The sequence below is a fragment of the Streptomyces sp. CA-179760 genome, from assembly GCF_050937045.1.
GTDB lineage: Bacteria > Actinomycetota > Actinomycetes > Streptomycetales > Streptomycetaceae > Streptomyces.
Genome location: NZ_JBNJLZ010000001.1, coordinates 8,074,895 through 8,092,355, shown reverse-complemented (window position 1 = coordinate 8,092,355; position 17,461 = coordinate 8,074,895). Strand labels below are relative to the sequence as shown.

Annotated in this window: 12 protein-coding genes and 1 pseudogene; 1 reads left to right on the top strand and 12 read right to left on the bottom strand. The window is 71.0% G+C overall.

Annotated elements, in window-relative coordinates; all coding sequences use genetic code 11:
- The first annotated feature begins 91 nt into the window (after positions 1-91).
- Positions 92-1,480, top strand: a complete 1,389-nt coding sequence (locus tag ACQEV8_RS36670; RefSeq protein ID WP_432969369.1) for an OFA family MFS transporter — start codon at positions 92-94, stop codon at positions 1,478-1,480.
- A 97-nt stretch (positions 1,481-1,577) separates the two neighbouring features.
- Here the strand turns inward: ACQEV8_RS36670 and ACQEV8_RS36665 are convergent, their stop codons facing one another.
- From ACQEV8_RS36665 to ACQEV8_RS36610, 12 genes and pseudogenes are all read right to left on the bottom strand, one after another.
- Complete coding sequence (locus tag ACQEV8_RS36665) at positions 1,578-2,636, bottom strand: sugar phosphate isomerase/epimerase family protein (protein ID WP_432969366.1); 1,059 nt, start codon at positions 2,634-2,636, stop codon at positions 1,578-1,580.
- 80 nt (positions 2,637-2,716) lie between these two features.
- The gene (locus tag ACQEV8_RS36660) at positions 2,717-4,150 is read right to left on the bottom strand and encodes an alkaline phosphatase family protein (RefSeq protein WP_432973262.1); all 1,434 of its coding nucleotides are present in this window, start codon (positions 4,148-4,150) and stop codon (positions 2,717-2,719) included.
- A gap of 2 nt (positions 4,151-4,152) precedes the next feature.
- Positions 4,153-5,322 carry a metabolite traffic protein EboE gene (eboE, locus tag ACQEV8_RS36655; RefSeq protein ID WP_432969363.1) on the bottom strand — a complete coding sequence of 390 codons (1,170 nt, stop codon included), beginning with the start codon at positions 5,320-5,322 and terminating at the stop codon, positions 4,153-4,155.
- A gap of 3 nt (positions 5,323-5,325) precedes the next feature.
- Positions 5,326-6,246 carry a TatD family hydrolase gene (locus ACQEV8_RS36650; protein WP_432969359.1) on the bottom strand — a complete coding sequence of 307 codons (921 nt, stop codon included), beginning with the start codon at positions 6,244-6,246 and terminating at the stop codon, positions 5,326-5,328.
- Complete coding sequence (locus tag ACQEV8_RS36645; RefSeq protein WP_432969356.1) at positions 6,246-6,998, bottom strand: EboA domain-containing protein; 753 nt, start codon at positions 6,996-6,998, stop codon at positions 6,246-6,248. The genes ACQEV8_RS36650 and ACQEV8_RS36645 overlap by 1 nt, the downstream gene beginning before the upstream one ends.
- Positions 6,995-7,981 carry a sugar phosphate isomerase/epimerase family protein gene (locus tag ACQEV8_RS36640; RefSeq protein ID WP_432969353.1) on the bottom strand — a complete coding sequence of 329 codons (987 nt, stop codon included), beginning with the start codon at positions 7,979-7,981 and terminating at the stop codon, positions 6,995-6,997. The genes ACQEV8_RS36645 and ACQEV8_RS36640 overlap by 4 nt, the downstream gene beginning before the upstream one ends.
- Positions 7,978-9,015, bottom strand: coding sequence for an SCO3242 family prenyltransferase (locus ACQEV8_RS36635; RefSeq protein WP_432969350.1), 1,038 nt, complete (start codon positions 9,013-9,015; stop codon positions 7,978-7,980). The genes ACQEV8_RS36640 and ACQEV8_RS36635 overlap by 4 nt, the downstream gene beginning before the upstream one ends.
- Positions 9,012-10,207, bottom strand: a pseudogene (locus ACQEV8_RS36630) (inositol-3-phosphate synthase). Before ACQEV8_RS36630 ends, ACQEV8_RS36635 begins: the two are co-directional and overlap by 4 nt.
- A gap of 82 nt (positions 10,208-10,289) precedes the next feature.
- Positions 10,290-14,015 (bottom strand): ThuA domain-containing protein, encoded by a 3,726-nt coding sequence (locus tag ACQEV8_RS36625; protein ID WP_432969347.1) that lies wholly within the window; start codon positions 14,013-14,015, stop codon positions 10,290-10,292.
- Positions 14,016-14,116: 101 nt separating this feature from the next.
- On the bottom strand, positions 14,117-15,115 hold the full coding sequence (locus ACQEV8_RS36620) for a sugar phosphate isomerase/epimerase family protein (RefSeq protein WP_432969343.1): 999 nt from the start codon (positions 15,113-15,115) through the stop codon (positions 14,117-14,119).
- 15 nt (positions 15,116-15,130) lie between these two features.
- A complete protein-coding gene (locus ACQEV8_RS36615) occupies positions 15,131-16,345 on the bottom strand; it encodes a Gfo/Idh/MocA family protein (protein WP_432969340.1) in 1,215 nt (404 codons plus the stop codon).
- Positions 16,346-16,406: 61 nt separating this feature from the next.
- A complete protein-coding gene (locus ACQEV8_RS36610; RefSeq protein WP_432969337.1) occupies positions 16,407-17,453 on the bottom strand; it encodes a substrate-binding domain-containing protein in 1,047 nt (348 codons plus the stop codon).
- Between the last annotated feature and the right edge of the window lie 8 nt (positions 17,454-17,461).

Here is a 17,461-nt window from a genome sequence, read left to right as displayed (position 1 = left end):
GCGTCGGCCGGCCCCGGGACCCGTACGCGCACGAAAGGCATGGGACAGGGGGCGCTGGCCAGATCTTTCGAACGCAAGGGGTGCAATCCACGTGACAACCACCGACGTTCCACGGGTCGCCGCCTATCGCGAGGTGACCGACAAGAACGGACGCGTCTATCGCGTCGGCGAATCCGACATCGACATCATGGGGCGCAAACGCAAGTGGATGGTGATCCTGCCGTGGATCGGCATGATGGGCATCTCCTCCGCCGAGTACGCGTTCGCCTCCGCCGAGGACACCCTGCACACGGCACACAGCTGGAACAGCATGCACATCTTCTGGATGATGACCGTGTGGGTCTTCTTCCAGGCCGCGGTGGCCTTCCCCGCGGGCAAGCTGCGTGAGAGCGGAAAGCTGCCGGCCCGCTGGGCGATGATGTGCGGGGCGACGGGCACCCTGCTGGGCTATCTGTCGCTGGCGTTCGCGCCGCACGTCGTCTTCGCCTACATCGGCTTCAGCATGTTCAGCGGCATGGGCGCGGGCATGGTGTACGCCACCTGCGTCAACATGGTCGGCAAGTGGTACCCGGAGCGCAAGGGCGGCAAGACCGGCTTCGTCAACGGCGGCTTCGCCTACGGCTCGGTGCCCTTCGTCTTCCTCTTCAACGGCTACATGGACCTGACCAACTTCCGCTGGGTGCTGGTCTCGGTGGGCGTGTTCCTGGCCGGAATCGTCGCGGTCTCCGGCTACTTCTTCAAGGACCCGCCGAAGAACTGGTGGCCGGCCGTGATCGACCCGCTCAACCCGCCCACCGACCCGCGCGCGGCCCGCTCGCTGCGGATGAACCCGCCGGCGGTCCGCCAGTACACCCCCAAGGAGGCGTGGAAGACCGGCCGGGTGGCCCTGATGTGGTTCTGTCTGGCATGTACGTCCGGCGTGAACATCTTCGGCATCGCCTTCCAGGTGGACATCGGCGAGGAGGCCGGATTCGCGGGCGGGATCGTGGCCACGGCCATGTCCCTGAAGGCCGTCGTCAACGGAACCGGCCGCGGCGTCATCGGCTGGCTCTCCGACCTCTACGGCCGCAAGCGGTGTCTGCTCGCCGTGTGCGTCATCCTGGGCCTCGCCCAGTTCGGCATCCTCTGGTCGGCGGACAGCAAGCACCTGCCCCTGTTCCTGATCTTCTCCGCGATCTCCGGCTTCGGCGGCGGCGCCATCTTCCCGATGTTCGCGGCGCTCACCGCCGACTATTTCGGTGAGAACAACAACGCGTCCAACTACGGCATGGTCTACAGCGCCAAGCTCGTCTCCGGTCTGGGCGCGGGTATGGGTGCCGTGGTCGTCGGTGCCTGGGGACACTCCGGTGCCTTCATCCTGGCCGGCTCGATCTCGCTCTTCGCCGGCTGCGTGGCACTGTTCCTCACCCCGCCGGGACGCGACAAGGAAGGGAGTCGCATCGTTCCCAATCCACAACCGCTCGGCGAGGACACGGCCTGACCGCGACGCGCCCGGACAGGGCTCGTGGGCTGACCGTCCCACGTGTGAGGAAGCCCCTCCCGATCGCGGGAGGGGCCTCCTCATGCCGGTACTGCCCTCAGCACTTCTCCCTCAGGGAGTGCAGGTGCGCGCTGGAGCGGCGCGCGAAGGTGAAGGACTCGGCCGGGTTGTCGTGCTCGGCCTGCCAGTGGTGCGCCATGCGGTGGCCGCGCAGCCGGGTGACGGCGGAGATGAAGCGCTGGTAGTCGATGTCGCCGTCGCCCACGTCGGTCATGTTGTAGCCGTACGGGTTCGACGGGTCGCTCTCCCCGTCCTTCACGTGGAACAGCGGGTAACGGTCGGGCCGCTTGAGGACGTAGTCCAGCGGCTCGAACGGCGCGGGCTTGCCGTCGGGCCGCTTGGAGAAGCGGAACTGGCCGACGTACGCCCAGTAGATGTCCATCTCCAGGTAGACGAGGTCCGGGTCGGTCTCCTTGAGGAGGATGTCGTAGAGGCGGACCTTGGGGTTGTCGGTGGCGAAGGAGAACTCCTCGGAGTGGTTGTGCTGGTAGAACTTCATGCCCCGGGCCTTCGCCGCCGCACCGTAGGTGTTGAAGTCCGCCGCGGCGCGCTTCCAGGCGTCGACGGTGGAGCCGTAGCGGAACGGGCCCGAAGCCGTGCCGATGTGCTTGAGGCCGAGGGCCTGGGCGTCGTCGATGACCTTGGAGAGGTTCTGGGCGAACGTGTAGGCGTTCGGGTCGTTGGAGTAGTAGCCGACGTGGCTGCCGATCGGGTTCAGGCCGTGGTCCCGTGCCAGCCGCTTGAGCTGGGCCAGCGTGATGGGGCCCGCGGAGCCCTGGGTGTAGCCGGCGAACTCGACCTCGTCGTAGCCGTATCTCTCCAGTTCGGCGAAGACGGGGCCGAAGCCGAGGGTGGAGACCTTGTCTCGCAGGCTGTAGAGCTGGATGCCGAGGCGGCCGGGCGGCAGGACGGGGCGGCCTCGGCCCTTGGTGCCGGACGCGGTGCCGATGGGGCCCGTCGCGTTGCCGGTGGCGGCCGTCGCGGGGGCCGCGGCGCCGAGCAGGGCGGCGGCGGTGGCGCCGGCGGCCACGCCGAGCATGCCACGTCTGCTGAGGCGGTGGGTGAGCTCGGGATCGGGCTGGGAGAAGCGGCTCATGCGTGGGACTCCTTGTGATCGCGGGGCGTTGTCAGTGGTGAGTGCTTCACTTGTGACCAGTCGGTACTGAGGCTCTGCCCTCAGCTGAGACCGGCGAGTTCGAGCAGCAGAGACTTCACGTCGGTGGCCGCCACGCGGTCACCGACAGCACGGGGGGTGGAGCAGATGAGGAGCGGACCGTCGTCGTCGCTCGCCGGAAGGCGACCGTGGCTGCCGCGAATAGGTGAGGGGTCCAGGGGCACGACCGCCATGCGGTAGCGCATGCCGAGTTTCTTGCGCGCCAGTGCGGTGGCCGCCTTTACCTTGACGTAGGGGTCGAGGGGATCCATGAAGAGTTCGACCGGGTCGTATCCGGGTTTGCGGTGGATCTCGACGAGTCGCGCGAAGTCGGGCGCGTGGGCTTCGTCGAGCCAGTAGTAGTACGTGAACCAGGCGTCGGGTTCCGCCATGGCGACAAGTTCGCCCGCGCGCGGATGGTCGAGATGATGGTCCTTCTTGCCCTCGTCGTCGAGGAGTTGACCGAGGCCGGGCAGGCCGTCGAGGGCGGCCCGGGTGGCGTCGAGGTCCTCGGGGCGGCGCACATACACGTGGGCGATCTGGTGGTCGGCGACCGCGAAGGCACGGGACGCCATCGGGTCGAGGTACTCCATGCCGTCCTGCGTGTGCACTTCCAGCAGGCCGGCGCGGCGCAGAGCGCGGTTGATGTCGACGGGCCTGCTCACGCGGGTGATGCCGTACTCGGACAGCGCGACGACCGTGCGGCCCTCGGCTCGGGCGTCGTCCAGGAGCGGGGCCAGGGCGGCGTCCAGATCGGCGGCCGCCTTCAGGGAGCGCGGGTCGTCGGGGCCGAAGCGCTGCAGATCGTAGTCGAGGTGAGGGAGGTAGCAGAGCGTCAGGTCGGGGTGCCGGGTGCGGATGATGTGGCGGGTCGCGTCGATGATCCACCGGCTGGAGACGAGGTCGGCTCCAGGGCCCCAGAAGTGGAAGAGGGGGAACGTGCCGAACTCCTCGGTGAGTTCGTCATGCAGCGCGGCCGGCCGGGTGTAGCAGTCGGGTTCCTTGCGGCCGTCGGCGTAGTAGACCGGACGGGGGGTGACGGTGAAGTCGGTGTCGGCGCCCATGGCGTACCACCAGCAGATGTTCGCGACGGTGTAGCCGGGGTGGGCGCGGCGGGCGGCGTCCCAGAGCTTGTCGCCGGCCACGAGCCCGTTGTGCTGGCGCCACAGGAGGACGTCGCCGAGTTCGCGGAAGTACCAGCCGTTGCCGACGATGCCGTGCTCCGAGGGCATGGTGCCGGTAAGGAACGTGGACTGGGCGGCGCAGGTGACGGCGGGCAGGACGGTGCCCAGCGGGGCGCGGGAGCCGGACTGCCCGAGCGCCTTGAGACGGGGCATGTGGTCGAGGAGACGGGGGGTGAGGCCGACGACGTCGAGGACGAGGAGTGGTGTGGGGCCTGCCGGGGCCGGGTGGGTGCCCGGGGCGGAAGGGGCGGTGCCTGGGACGGAAGCGTGGATGCTCACGGCAGCTCCTTCAGACCGAGGTCGGTCAGCAGGTCGCGGGCGAGGGTGAGTTCGGCGGCGATGCCCTCGGCGAGCTGGGAGCGGCCCCGGGGGCGCAGTTCGGGCGGGAGGGCCTGCCAGGTGTAGGTCTCGACCTCCAGGTGACGGGTGAGCGGGGCCGGGCCGCCGACCAGCCGGGTCAGTGCGGACTTCAGGACAGGGAGGGTGGAGGTGAGAGGCGCGGCGGGGGCCGTGTGCAGGGGGACGTGGAAGTGGGCGCGCCAGGGTGCGCCGTCCGGCAGGGCGTGGCCCGCCAGGGCCTCGTCGAGGTCGTCGGTGGCGCGCAGGCCGGCGGCGGTGGAGGTACGGGTCTGGTGCAGGAAGCGGGGTTCGGCGAACGCGGCGAGGGCCTCGCGGACCTCGGGCAGGTGGGGGTGTTCGGCGTGCAGGGCGGCGGAGAGCTGGGATTTGACGACGGGGACACGGGCCTCGGTGAGAGCGTCCAAGGCGGTGTCCGGATCTTCGAAGGAGGTGGCGAGATGGCAGGTGTCGACGCAGATGCCGATGCGGTCGTGGCCGATCGCGGTGAGCGGGGCGATGGCGTCGCGGGTGGTCTCGACGACGCATCCGGGTTCCGGTTCCAGGCCGACGCGGATGGAGCGGCCGGTCAGTTCCTCGATGGCGTCAAGGCGTTCGGCGAGGGTGCGCAGGGCGGTGCGGGCGGTCTCCGCGCGCTCGTCGTCGTACGCGGTGCGCCAGGCGAGGGGCAGGGTGGAGATGGTGCCCTCGGCCACGTCGTCAGGGAGGAGCCCTGCGAGGACCCGGGCCAGGGCACTGGTGTGGTCGAGGCGTTCCGGGTCGGCCCAGTCCGGCTTGTAGACGCGGTACTTGACCTCCTCGGCGCCGAAGCCCTCATAGGGGAAGCCGTTGAGAGTGACGACCTCAAGCCCGCGCCGGTCGAGCTCGGTGCGCAGGCCGCGCAGCGCGGACGGGTCGCCGACAAGGGCGTGGGCCGCGTCCTTGGCGAGCCACAGCCCGATCCCGAGCCGGTCGCGGCCCAGCCGGCGGCGGACGGGCTCACAGTGATCACGGAGCTGGGCGAGGACTCCCTCGAGGGTTTCGGCGGGGTGGACGTTGGTGCAGTAGGCGAGGTGGACGGTGGACCCGTCGGGGTGGCGGAAGCGCATGGCTCACGCCCCCGCGACGGGGGCGTGAGCCGGCTCGTCGCCGCCTCCCGGGACGGGGTCCGGCTCATACGGGTCCTTCGGGGCGCCGCGGAGGATGGAGTTGCCCTCGTGCGTGGCCTCGGTGCCGGTGACGTCGAGGTTCAGGCGGCCGCTCAGCCCGTAGAAGGCGACGGGGTTGCGCCACAGCACCCGGTCGACGTCGTCCTCGTCGAAGCCCTCGGCCAGCATCAGGTCGCCGACCTTGCGGGTCTTGAGGGGGTCGCTCCTCCCCCAGTCGGCGGCGGAGTTCACCAGGACCTGCTCGGTGCCGTAGGCGCGCAGGAGCGCGACCGTCCGTTCCTCGTCCATCTTGGTGTCCGGATAGACGGAGAAGCCCAGCCAGCAGCCGCTGTCCTTGGCCTCCTTGACGGTGGTCTCGTTGAGGTGGTCGACCAGGACGCGCTCCGGGGGCAGGGCGGACTCCCGGACGGCGTCGAGGGTGCGGCGCAAGCCGGCGAGCTTGTCACGGTGCGGGGTGTGCACCAGGGCGGGCAGACCGTGGTCGGCGGCGAGCTGGAGCTGCGTGGCGAGGGCGGTGTCCTCGGCGGGGGTCATCGAGTCATAGCCGATCTCGCCGACGGCCACGACGTTGTCCTTGACGAGATACCGGGGCAGTTCGTCGAGGACGGGCACACAGCGCGAGTCGTTCGCCTCCTTGGGGTTGAGGGCGATCGTGCAGTGGTGCGCGATGCCGTGCTGGGCGGCTCGGAAGGGTTCCCAGCCGAGGAGGGCGTCGAAGTAGTCGCGGAAGGAGGCGGGCGAGGTGCGGGGCTGGCCGAGCCAGAAGGAGGGCTCGACTACGGCGCGGACGCCGGCGGCGTACATGGCCTCGTAGTCGTCGGTGGTCCGGGAGGTCATGTGGATGTGGGGGTCGAAGATGCGCATCAGGACTCCTTGCCGTGGGGGTGGTCCGTGCCGGGGGCGGGGGTCACGGACTCGGTCAGGTCCAGGACGCGGTACAGGTCCTCGGGGACGGTGCGGCCGGCGGCGGTGCGCTCGGCGGCGTAGTCGCCCAGCATGCGGGCGAGTTCGTCGTCGCCGTGGGCGCGCCGGGGCAGGTCGGCCACATGCTCGACGGGCACGCCGGTGAACAGGCACTTGAGCACGGCGTGGCGCCAGTCGTGGGGGGCCAGGTGCCGGGCGGCGTACGGGCCGACGGCGGCGGTGAGGAGCCGGGTGTCGTTGGTGCGCAGGGCGTCCTCGACGAGCGGGAGGGCGCCGGAGCCGGACACGAGGTGGGGCAGGGCGTGCAGGACGGCGCGGCGTTCGTCGGCGGTGCCCTGGAAGTACACCCTGGTCAGGGCGTCGGTGCCGGCGCGGGCCGCGTGGAGGATGAGCACCCGGGCGGCGTCGGCGTGCGCGGCACCGCAGCGGCGGCCGGCCTCGGCGAGGCGCAGCTCCCACGGGGAGATCGGGCCGTGGATGCCGGGGTGAGCGGCGGCCTCGTCGAGGGCGTGCTCGAGCCAGGTGCGGGCGTCGGGGTCGAGTTGGGTGATGAGACGGCGGCGGAGGTCGGCAAGTGACGGGAGGGCGGTGAGGGTGGTGCCGGGGGCGGATCGGCCGGTGCGGGTTCTGGTGCTCGCGGCGTCCTGGGTGCTCTCGGTTCTCGCGGCGGGCGTGGCGCGGGGCTGGGTCATCTGCTGCTCCCTTCAGGGGTGGCGGAGGGAGCGCCGTGGGGTGGCGCGGCCTGCTGGAGGGCCGGAGCGGGGAACGGCGACGCGGTGGCCGCGACCTGCTCGGCGTGGCGGAGGAACGGCAGGGAGTGTGCGGCGAAGTGCGGCCCGGCGTGGGAGTGGCGGGGAAGTTCGACGACGGTCAGGCCCTGGTAGTCGGTGGCGGCGAGGGCCGCCAGGACCGGCGGGAAGTCGATCTCCCCGTCTCCGAAGGGGAGGTGCTCGTGGACGCCGCGCCGCATGTCCTCGATCTGGACGTGGCGCAGCCAGGGGGCGGCGGCGCGCACGCAGTCGGCGGGAGAAAGAGGTTCGAGGCACTGGCAGTGGCCGAGGTCCAGGGTGAGGCCGAGCGGCTCGGGATCGCCGAGCGTGCGGCGGAGGTGGTGGAAGTCGGCCAGGGTGGCGAGGAGGTGGCCTGGTTCGGGTTCGACGGCGAGCGGGACGCCGGCGGAGGCGGCGGTGTCCAGGACGGGCGTGAGGGTCTCGGCGAGGCGCTTCCACGCGGTGTCCGGGTCTGTGCCTTCCGGGAGGACGCCGCTGAAGCAGTGGACCGCGTGGGCGCCGAGGTCGGCCGCGACCCGCACGGCACGGACGAGGAGGTCGGCCCGGCGCGCCCGGTCCTCGGGATCCGGGTCGAGCAGGGAGGGGCCGTGCTTGCGGCGCGGGTCGAGCACATAGCGGGCGCCCGTCTCCACCGTGACGCCCAGCCCGAGCGTGTCCAGCCGCCGCGCGACCCGTCGGGTGCGGGTGGCGAGGTCGGGGGCGAGCGGGTCGAGGTGCATGTGGTCGAGGGTCAGACCGACGCCGTCGTAGCCGAGGTCGGCGAGGAGGGAGAGCGCGTCGTCGAGCCGGAGGTCGGCGAGACCGTTGGTGCCGTAGCCGAAGCGGAGCGGCTGGAGGGCCTGGAGGGGCCGGAACGGATCGAGAGGAGAGTTCTCTGGAGTCACGTCACGCTCACCTTCTTCGCGTACCTCGCTCCCAGCGGGGCCAGGGCCGCGATGAGGAGGGCCGTGGCCGTGCCCCTGGAGCGGGCGGTCAGGGTGGCCTGAAGGGGGATCGTGGCGCGGACGCCGGCGCCGACGGCTCGTTGGGTGAGCGGAGGTGAGGGGTTGAGCGTGGCGTGGAAGTAGGGGCGGGCGGTGGCCGCGGCGTAGGCGGCCGCGAGAGCGGTGGTGAGGTGTGCCGCGGGTTTCCGGCCGAGCACAGGTCCTCGATGGGGAGTCGCTGGTGGCCCGAGGAGGTCAAGAGCTGTTGTCCCTCGGTGCTCTGCGGAGCGGTGCGTCACCACCCGGGTCAGCAGGGCGGTCGTCGCGAGCGCCGCCAGGGGGGCCAGAGGCGAGCCGCCCTGGGCTTCCTGGCGGGAGACCGCCGTGACGGCCAGGGTGTGGGTGCCGAGCAGGGCCGCGGAGGGGAGTGCCGGCCGGGTGCGGCCGGTCGTCGCGGCGGCTCCCAACAGCAGGTCGAGTCCACGAGCCGTGGCCATCGCCACGGGACCCGCGGGGGTGTGCTTCAGGCCGAGGTCGTACGCCCAGACGGTCGCCGCGAGGGGACCGGCGACGGCCAGGGCGGGGCGGCCGGCGCAGGAGGCCAGGGCCAGTCCGGCGCCGGTGAGGGCGCAGGCCGCCGTGAGCGCGGCGGCAGGGCGGATGCGGCCGGAGGGGAGGGGGCGGTGCGGGCGTTCGACGGCGTCGATGTCGCGGTCCGCCCAGTCGTTGAGGGCCATGCCGGCCTCGTAGAGACAGAGGGAGGAGCCGATGGCGAGCAGGGTACGGGCGTTGGGCGCCGCGCCGGTCGCGGCCGTGCCGGCCAGGGCGTCGCCCGGGACGCTGAACAGGGCGGGCAGACGGAGAAGTTCGGCCCAGGCTCGTCCGCGGTGTGACAGGCCGGTGCATGCGCAGAGTGCCTTGTCGCCGGTGCCGCCTGCAGGAGCGGCTGCGGACGCGCCCGCAGAGCACCGGCAAGAACTTTCGCGCGGCGTCACAGCGCGTCCCCCGCGTCGTCAAAGTGCTTCACCGACCCCGCACCCTGGCCCCCTCCGTCGTCCCGCACCGGATTCCGCCTCAGATTCCGCCCGAACCGGACCAGTTCCTCGTGCTGCTCGGCGAGGCCGGCAGGGCCGTCCCCGACGGGGTCCTTGAAGTAGAAGCCGAGTTCGCCGAGCGGACCGGACAGGCCGGCCTCGTGGGCCCGGAGGGTCAGCCGGGCCAGGTCCAGGACCAGGGGTGCGGCGAGGGCCGAGTCGCAGCCCTGCCAGGTGGTCTGAAGGATCATGCGGGTGCCGAGGAAGCCGTCGAAGGCGATGTGGTCCCAGGCGGTCTTCCAGTCGCCGAGGGCCGGGACGTCGTCGATGTGGACCTCGCCCTCGGGGACGGTGCCGAGGGTGTCGGCGAGGACGCGTTCCTTGCCGGCGTTCTTCGCCGCGGCGGCTGCCGGGTCGGCGAGGGCGGCGCCGTCGCCGCCGCCCAGCAGGTTCGTGCCGGACCAGGCCCGGACCCTCAGTGCCCGTTGGGCGAACATCGGGCCCAGCACGGCCCGCAGCAGGGTCTGTCCGGTCTTGCCGTCCCGGCCGGCGTACGGAAGGCCGCTCCGCTCGGCCTCGTGGGCGGCGGCGGGGTGGTGGATGCCTTCGGAAGGGGTGAAATTGACGTAAGAGCAACCGGCGCGCAGGGCTGCCAGCGCGTACAGGGTGCTGGCGGGTAGCGGGGCGCCGGGGCTCTGGGACGCGGGTTCGGTGGAGGCGACGTTCACCACCACGACCCGCTCCAGGGCGTGGCGGTGTGCGAAGTCGCGTATGTCGTCGGCGAAGGCGGTGATCAGCTCGGCCTCGCTCCTGGTGTCCCCGGGGTGGGGCCTCCGGGCCTGATCTCCCGGTCGGCGGCGGCGAGGTCGGCTGCCACCGCCGTGGCGACGCCCGGTGGGAGGACGCCGCCGGCGGTCAGGGTCTCGGCGCGTTTGGGGAGGGGGCAGTCGAGGGTGTCGTGGCCGCCGAAGACGAGGTCGGACAGCGCGGGCAGGGCGCTGCCGTTGAACGCCGGGGTCTCGGTCACCATGCCGGTGGGCGGGTGCAGTCCCGCGGTGATGGCGGCGCACCCCGTGACGACGGTGGTGGCGACGGAGCCTCGGGCTCCGATCAGCCACACCCCCACACGCGGTCGGGAGAGGGACGCGGACATGGGCAGCCTCCTGATCGTGCGCGGGCCCGAGGGGGAAGGGGAGACGGCGGGCGGGGGTCCGGCGTCCCCCGCCCGCCGCCGTTCAGTCGCCCTTGACGGGCAGTTCCTTCAACTGGATGTTGCGGAAGGAGACCTGGTCGTCGGCGCCATGGTTCTGGAGGCCGATGTAGCCGTCGGTCAGGCTCCGCTGGGGGTCCTTGTTGGTGAAGTCGTTGATCTTGACTCCGTTGAGGAACACCTGGAGGCGTTCGCCCTGGACCTTGATCTCGTAGGAGTTCCACTGGCCGGGCGGCCGCAGGACCTGGTCACGGGCCTTGATGTTCGCCGACTTGAACGAGTAGACGGAGCCCGTGGTGCGCTCGGGCGCGTCCGTGGCGTCGATCTGGATCTCGTAGCCCTTGTTCACCGCGGACCAGGGGTCGTCGGAGGCCGGGAAGCCCACGAAGATCCCGGAGTTGTCGTCGCCCCGCATCTTCCAGTCGAGCTTGAGCGAGTACGACGACTTCAGCTCCCTGGCCTGGTACCAGAGCAGTCCCATGCCGCCCTCGGACTCCATCACGCCGTCCTTGACGACGAACTTGCCGGGGCCGGCCTGCTTCCAGCCGTCCAGGGTCTGGCCGTTGAAGATCTTCCGGTAGTCCTTGCCGGGCTTGCAGTCCGCCTTCACCTGGCCGGTGGCGTACTGGAGGCCGCCGAGGAGATGGGCCCGGAATGCTTCCTCGGCGTAGGACTCCTTGGTGTGGCCGCCGCCGGTGTAGAAGGACCGGCCGCCGCCGTAGCTCTGGCACCAGGCGATCGGGTGGTCGCCCTTCATGTTCCCGCCCTGGTAGGTGGTCTCGTCCAGGGTGGCGAGGACCTTGGCCTGCTCACGCGGGTTGGTGCGGTAGTTGTACCACTCGTCGGTGCGCTCCCAGGCGTCGCCGAGGTGTGCGGTCGAGGGGTGGTCGTGGTCCTCGACGCGGACGGTGGCCTTCTGATTGGCCGGGTGCGAGTCGAAGTAGGCGCCGACGAGGCCGCCGTAGAAGGCCCAGTCGTACTCGGTGTCGGCTGCGGCGTGGATGCCCATGTATCCGCCGCCGCCCGCCACGTAGTCCTCGAACGCCTTCTGCTGATCGGCGTTCAGGACATCACCCGTGGTGGACAGGAAGGCCACCGCGTCGTACTTGGCGAGGTTCGTCGTGGTGAACTGGCGGGCCTCCTCGGTCGCGTCGACCGTGATGCCGGCCGGGCCGCCGAGCTCCTTCAGGGCGGTGATGCCGGCCGGGATGGAGTCGTGCCGGAAACCGGCGGTCTTGGAGAAGACCAGAACCTTCTTGCCGCCCTTGAACGGCTTCTTGGAGAACTCGAAGTCGTCCACGTCGTACAGCGCGCCCTCACCGCCCTTGAAGACCAGGTAGATGTCCGTGGTCTTCTTGGGCAGGGACCGCAGCGGTACGTCGACGTTCTGGAAGGTCTCCCAGCCGCCGGTCGGCGGGATGTACGCCGAGCCGTGGAGCGGTCCGTCGGGCGAGCCGGTGCGCAGTTCGATGAAGCCGCCCGCGCCGCCGGAGGAGGCCCGCACGGTCATCTTCTTCTGCCCGTCGAACCGGTAGGGGGTGAAGGAGATCCAGTCGCCGTCGTCGATGTTGCCGACGGTCTTGCCTCCGTTGGCGCCGGTCTTGTCGATCACCGTCACGCCCGACTGGGTGGTGAAGTGCTCGCCCTGGCGGTGCAGCGGCTGGAGCACGGTGCGGGCGGTGCCGGTCAGGGCCTCCTGGCCGTTCGCCCCGCCGTCGGTGTAGCCGGCGCCGACGACGCCGTAGATGTTGGCGTTGGGGTCGTGGCCGCCGTCACCGGGGGGCGGCTTCAGGGTGCCCTCGCAGCCCATCTCGCTGGTCAGTTCGTGGGCGTGGGAGTCGTGGCCGAGGCTGTAGGTGACCTTCACCTTGGAGCAGTCGACCGTCTCCTCGGGGTCGGTGACGGTCACCTTGAAGGGGACGGGCTTGCCGAACTCGGCCATGGTGCCGTTGCCCGGGATGTCGATCCGCACCTTGGGCTCGGTGTTGCCGACCACGATCCGGGTGCTGGCGGTGCCGGTGTGGCCCTCGGCGTCCTTGGCGGTGAAGGTGGCGGTGTAGGTTCCGACCTTCTTGTACCTGTGGGTGGGGTTGAGGCCCTCGCCCTTGGCGCCGTCGCCGAAGTCCCAGCTGTAGGTGAGGTCCGGGGAGTCGGCGTCCTTGGCGGAGCCGGTGAACTTGACCTTCAGGCCGGCCGCTCCGGACGTCTTGTCGGCACTGACCTCGGCGATCGGCGAGAAGCCGTCCTCGGCGTTCTCGATGCGGTACAGCGCTGAGTGCTCGTCGCCCTGGAACCAGGAGACGCCGTAGTCGAGGACGTAAAGCGCGCCGTCGGGGCCGAACTCCATGTCCATGATCTGGGTGCCGGTCCACGGGAAGTCGTTGATCTTCGCGACGGACCCGTCGCCGTTCTGCTCGATCCGCTTGATCCAGCGGCGGCCGAACTCACCCGCGAAGAAGTCGCCGTCGTAGGCCTCGGGGAACTTCACCTTGGAGTCGAGGTCGGGGTCGTAGCGGTAGACCGGGCCGGCCATCGGGGACTCGGAGCCGGTGCCGAACTCGGGCACCGAACCGCCGTCGTACGGGATCCAGGCGGCCTGCGCGGGCGGCAGGTCGGTGAGGCCCGTGTTGTGCGGCGAGGTGTTCTTCGGGGCGGCGCAGTCGAACTTCTCGCCGGACTCCTTGGTGGCGAAGTCGTAGTCGACGTAGGCGTCGTTGTTACCGGTGCAGAACGGCCAGCCGAAGTTGGCGGCCTTCGTCACCTTGGCGAACTCGACCTGGCCCGCCGGGCCCCGCTTGGGGTCGGCGGCGCCCGCGTCGGGGCCGTAGTCGCCGACGTAGACGGTGCCGGTCTTGTCGTCGACGCTCATCCGGAACGGGTTGCGGAAGCCCATCGCGTAGATCTCGGGACGGGTCTTCTCCGTGCCGGGGGCGAAGAGGTTGCCGTCCGGGACGGTGTACGAGCCGTCCTCGGCGACCTTGATCCGCAGGATCTTGCCGCGCAGGTCGTTGGTGTTGGCGGAGCTGCGGCGGGCGTCGAAGGCGGGGTTGCGGCCCTCGCGGTCGTCGATCGGCGTGTAGCCGTCGGAGGCGAAGGGGTTGGAGTCGTCGCCGGTCGACAGGTAGAGGTTGCCGCCCGCGTCGAAGTCGATGTCGCCGCCGACGTGGCAGCAGATGCCGCGGGAGGCCGCGACGTCGATGACCTTCTTCTCGCTGGCCGTGTTCAGCGTGCCGTTGGCGTTCAGGACGAAGCGGGAGAGGCGGTTGACGCCGTCGAACTTCTTGAACTCCTCGGCGGTGCCGGTCTCCGGGGCGTCGCCCGCGGGAGTGTCGAGCGGCGGGGCGTAGTAGAGGTAGATCGCCCGGTTGTTCTTGAAGTCCGGGTCGATGCCGACGCCCTGCAGGCCCTCCTCGTCGTGGCTGTAGACGGGGATCTTGCCGGCGACCTTGGTGACGCCGCCCTGGTCGGTGAGGCGCAGCGTGCCGTCGCGCGAGGTGTGCAGCACGCTGCGGTTCGGGAGCACGGCGAGCGACATCGGCTCGCCCGTCTCGGGTTCGCCCTTGGCGAGCGGCACCTGCTGGAACTGGCCCTCGGCGGCTGCCGGATCGTCGTGTTCCGGATGGCCGGGGTGGGCGCCGGCGACGGTGGCCGGGGCGCCCACGGCCAGGAGCAGGCCGGTGAACAGGGCGACGGTGGTGCGCAGCCTGGGATGTCTGGCGCTGCGAGTGCCTCTGAGTCTGGTTCTGTGCACGAAGTCCCTCCGGGAACGGGGTGGGCCGTACGGGATGGGTGCGTAGACGTGCGGTGCGGGCGCCGGGGTGCGCCGTCACCCCGGAGGTTCGGTGTTCTCGTTCAGCTGTTGAAGGCAGCGTCGAAGGACGCGCTGGGCGGCTCGAAGTCGAAGGCCTTCAGCCGGGTCAGCGCCTCGGGCGCCCCTTGCAGCCGGTCCATGCCGGCGTCCTCCCACTCGACCGAGACGGGGCCCTGGTAGTCGATGGAGCGCAGCATCCGGAAGACGTCCTCCCAGGGGACGTCGCCGTGGCCGGCGGAGACGAAGTCCCAGCCGCGCCGCGGGTCGCCCCAGGGCAGGTGGGAGCCGAGCCGGCCGTTGCGTCCGTCGAGGCGCTTGCGGGCCTCCTTGCAGTCGACGTGGTAGATCCGGTCGCGGAAGTCCCAGAGGAAGCCGACCGGGTCGAGGTCCTGCCACACGAAGTGCGACGGGTCGAAGTTGAGGCCGAAGGCGGGGCGCCGGCCGACCGCCTCCAGCGCGCGGGCCGTCGTCCAGTAGTCGTAGGCGATCTCGCTGGGATGCACCTCGTGCGCGAACCGCACGCCCTCGGCGTCGAAGACGTCCAGGATCGGGTTCCAGCGGTCGGCGAAGTCCTGGTAGCCGCGTTCGATCATCGCCTCGGGCGCGGGCGGGAACATGGCGACCAGGTGCCAGATGGCGGAGCCGGTGAAGCCGATGACGGTGTCGACGCCGAAGGCGGCCGCGGCGCGCGCGGTGTCCTCCATGCGTTCGGCGGCCCGCTGCCGTACGCCTTCCGGGTCTCCGTCGCCCCACACCGCGTCCGGCACGATGGCCTGGTGGCGTTCGTCGATGATGGCGTCACAGACGGCCTGGCCGACGAGGTGGTTGGAGATCGCCCAGCACTTGAGGCCGTACTTGTCGAGCAGGGCCCGGCGGCCGTCGAGGTACCCTGGGTCGGTGAGCGCCTTGTCGACTTCGAAGTGGTCGCCCCAGCAGGCGAGTTCGAGGCCGTCGTAGCCGAAGTCGCGGGCGAGCCGGCAGACCTCCTCCAGCGGCAGGTCCGCCCACTGGCCGGTGAACAGCGTGAACGTACGCGGCATCGCGCGTCAGCCTCCTCAGACCGCTATCGGCGTGTAGACGGAGTTCTTCTCGGCGCTCTCCTCGACCGCCGCGAGCACGCGCTGCACCTGCAGCCCGTCGGCGAAGGAGGGTTCGGGGCGGCGGCCCTCGGCGACGGCGTGGACCAGGTCGCGGGCCTGGTGGACGAAGGTGTGCTCGTAGCCGAGGCCGTGGCCCGGCGGCCACCAGGCGTCCAGGTAGGGGTGGTCGGGTTCGGTGACGAGGATCCGGCGGAAGCCTGCCTCCGCGCCGGGCTCGGTTCCGTCGTGGAACGACAGCTCGTTGAGCCGCTCCAGGTCGAAGGCGAGCGAGCCGCGCTCCCCGTTGAGCTCGATGCGCAGGGCGTTCTTGCGGCCGGTGGCGTAGCGGGTGGCCTCGAAGGAGGCCAGGGCGCCGGAGGGGAAGCGGGCGGTGAAGAGGGCGGCGTCGTCCACGGTGACCTCGCCGGTGCCCGCGGACGAGACCGCGGCCAGCCCGCTGGAGGCGCCGGTCGGCAGCGGCCGTTCCCGTACGAAGGTCTCGGTCAGCGCGGAGACGCCCGCCAGCCGCTCCCCCGTCAGGTACTGCGCGAGGTCGATGATGTGCGCGCCCAGGTCGCCGAGCGAGCCCGAGCCGGCCTGCTCCCTGCGCAGCCGCCAGGTCAGCGGGAAGCCCGGGTCGACGAGCCAGTCCTGGAGGTACGTCACACGCACGTGCCGCAGCCTGCCCAGGCGGCCCTCGGTGACCATCCGGCGGGCCAGGGCGGTGGCCGGCACCCGGCGGTAGTTGAAGCCGACCATCGCGACCTGGCCGCGTGCGTGCGCCTCTTCGGCCGCTCGTTCCATCGACGCGGCTTCCTCGACGGTGTTGGCGAGGGGCTTCTCGCACAGGACGTGCTTGCCGGCGGCCAGGGCGGCGAGGGCGATCTCGGCGTGGCTGTCGCCGGGGGTGCAGATGTCGACGAGGTCGATGTCGTCCCGTTCGACGAGGGCACGCCAGTCGGTCTCGACGGACGCCCATCCGTGCCGGTCCGCAGCTGCCCGCGCGGCTGCGGCGTCCCGGCCGCAGATCGCGGCCCGCACAGGGGTCAGCGGCAGGTCGAAGACGCGGCCCGCGGTGCGCCAGCCCTGCGAGTGGGCGGCGCCCATGAAGGCGTAGCCCACCATGCCCACGCGCAGGGGCTGCTTGCCTGCCTCCTCGGTCCCTTCTGACTGCTGCTGCGGCTGTCCCATGTGGGAGTCCTCCTCGTCCTGGTCGGGGTCGCGCACGTGGGGGGTGCGGGGGCGGAACCGGTCACTGGAAGCCGGTGGGCATGTACTGGTCGACGTTGGTCTTGTCGACGACGGCCGAGTAGAGCGTGAGCGACGACGGGATCTCGAACTCGGCGAGGCCCCCGATGCCCTTGCTCTGGCCGAGGGCGCGGGCGAGGTCGATCGCGGAGGCGGCCATGGTCGGCGGGTACAGCACGGTCGCCTTGAGCACGCCGTCGTCCTGCTTGATGGCCTGGAACGCGGAGAGCGCGCCCGCGCCGCCGACCATCAGGAAGTCGTCGCGCCCGGCCTGCTCGATGGCGCGCAGCGCGCCCACGCCCTGGTCGTCGTCGTGGTTCCACAGCGCGTCGAACTTCGACTGGGCCTGGAGCAGCTGGGCCATCTTGGCCTGCCCGGACTCGACGGTGAACTCGGCGGCCTGCCGGGCAACCTTCTTGATGTTCGGGTAGTTCTTCAGAGCGTCGTCGAAGCCCTGGGTGCGCTGCTTGGTGAGCTCCAGGTTGTCCAGGCCCGCCAGCTCGATGACGCGGGCGCCGGACTTGCCCTTGAGCTTCTCGCCGATGTAGTGCCCGGCGTTGAGACCCATGCCGTAGTTGTCGCCGCCGATCCAGCAGCGGTAGGCCTGCGGGGTGTTGAAGATCCGGTCGAGGTTGACGACCGGGATGCCCGCGCGCATCGCCTTCAGCCCGACCTGGGTGAGGGCCTTGCCGTCGGCGGGCAGCACCACCAGGACGTCGACCTTCTTGTTGATGAGGGTCTCGATCTGGCCGATCTGCTGGGCGGTGTCGTTGGAGCCCTCGGTGATCTCCAGGGTGACGTCGGAGTACTTCTCGGCGCGTTCCTTGGCGTTGTCGTTGATGGCGTTGAGCCAGCCGTGGTCGGCCTGCGGTCCGGCGAAGCCGACGGTGACCTTCTTGCCGGGCTTGTCGTCGGCGGCGGGCTGGTCGTTCCCGGCCGGCTCGTCCTTGGAGTCGGACGGCTCGTTGCTCGTGCAGCCCGTGAGGAGGGCACCGGCGGAGACGGCGGCGGCCCCGAAGAGCAGTCCTCTGCGGCTCGAGATCTCTGTCATGGCGGTGA

Bases quoted from the DNA above. Each gene is read 5' to 3' on its own strand.
- eboE (WP_432969363.1), bottom strand. From the start codon at position 5,322: ATGCGCTTCCGCCACCCCGACGGGTCCACCGTCCACCTCGCCTACTGC.
- ACQEV8_RS36665 (WP_432969366.1), bottom strand. From the start codon at position 2,636: ATGAGCCGCTTCTCCCAGCCCGATCCCGAGCTCACCCACCGCCTCAGC.
- ACQEV8_RS36620 (WP_432969343.1), bottom strand. From the start codon at position 15,115: ATGCCGCGTACGTTCACGCTGTTCACCGGCCAGTGGGCGGACCTGCCG.
- ACQEV8_RS36610 (WP_432969337.1), bottom strand. From the start codon at position 17,453: ATGACAGAGATCTCGAGCCGCAGAGGACTGCTCTTCGGGGCCGCCGCC.
- ACQEV8_RS36650 (WP_432969359.1), bottom strand. From the start codon at position 6,246: ATGCGCATCTTCGACCCCCACATCCACATGACCTCCCGGACCACCGAC.
- ACQEV8_RS36645 (WP_432969356.1), bottom strand. From the start codon at position 6,998: ATGACCCAGCCCCGCGCCACGCCCGCCGCGAGAACCGAGAGCACCCAG.
- ACQEV8_RS36615 (WP_432969340.1), bottom strand. From the start codon at position 16,345: ATGGGACAGCCGCAGCAGCAGTCAGAAGGGACCGAGGAGGCAGGCAAG.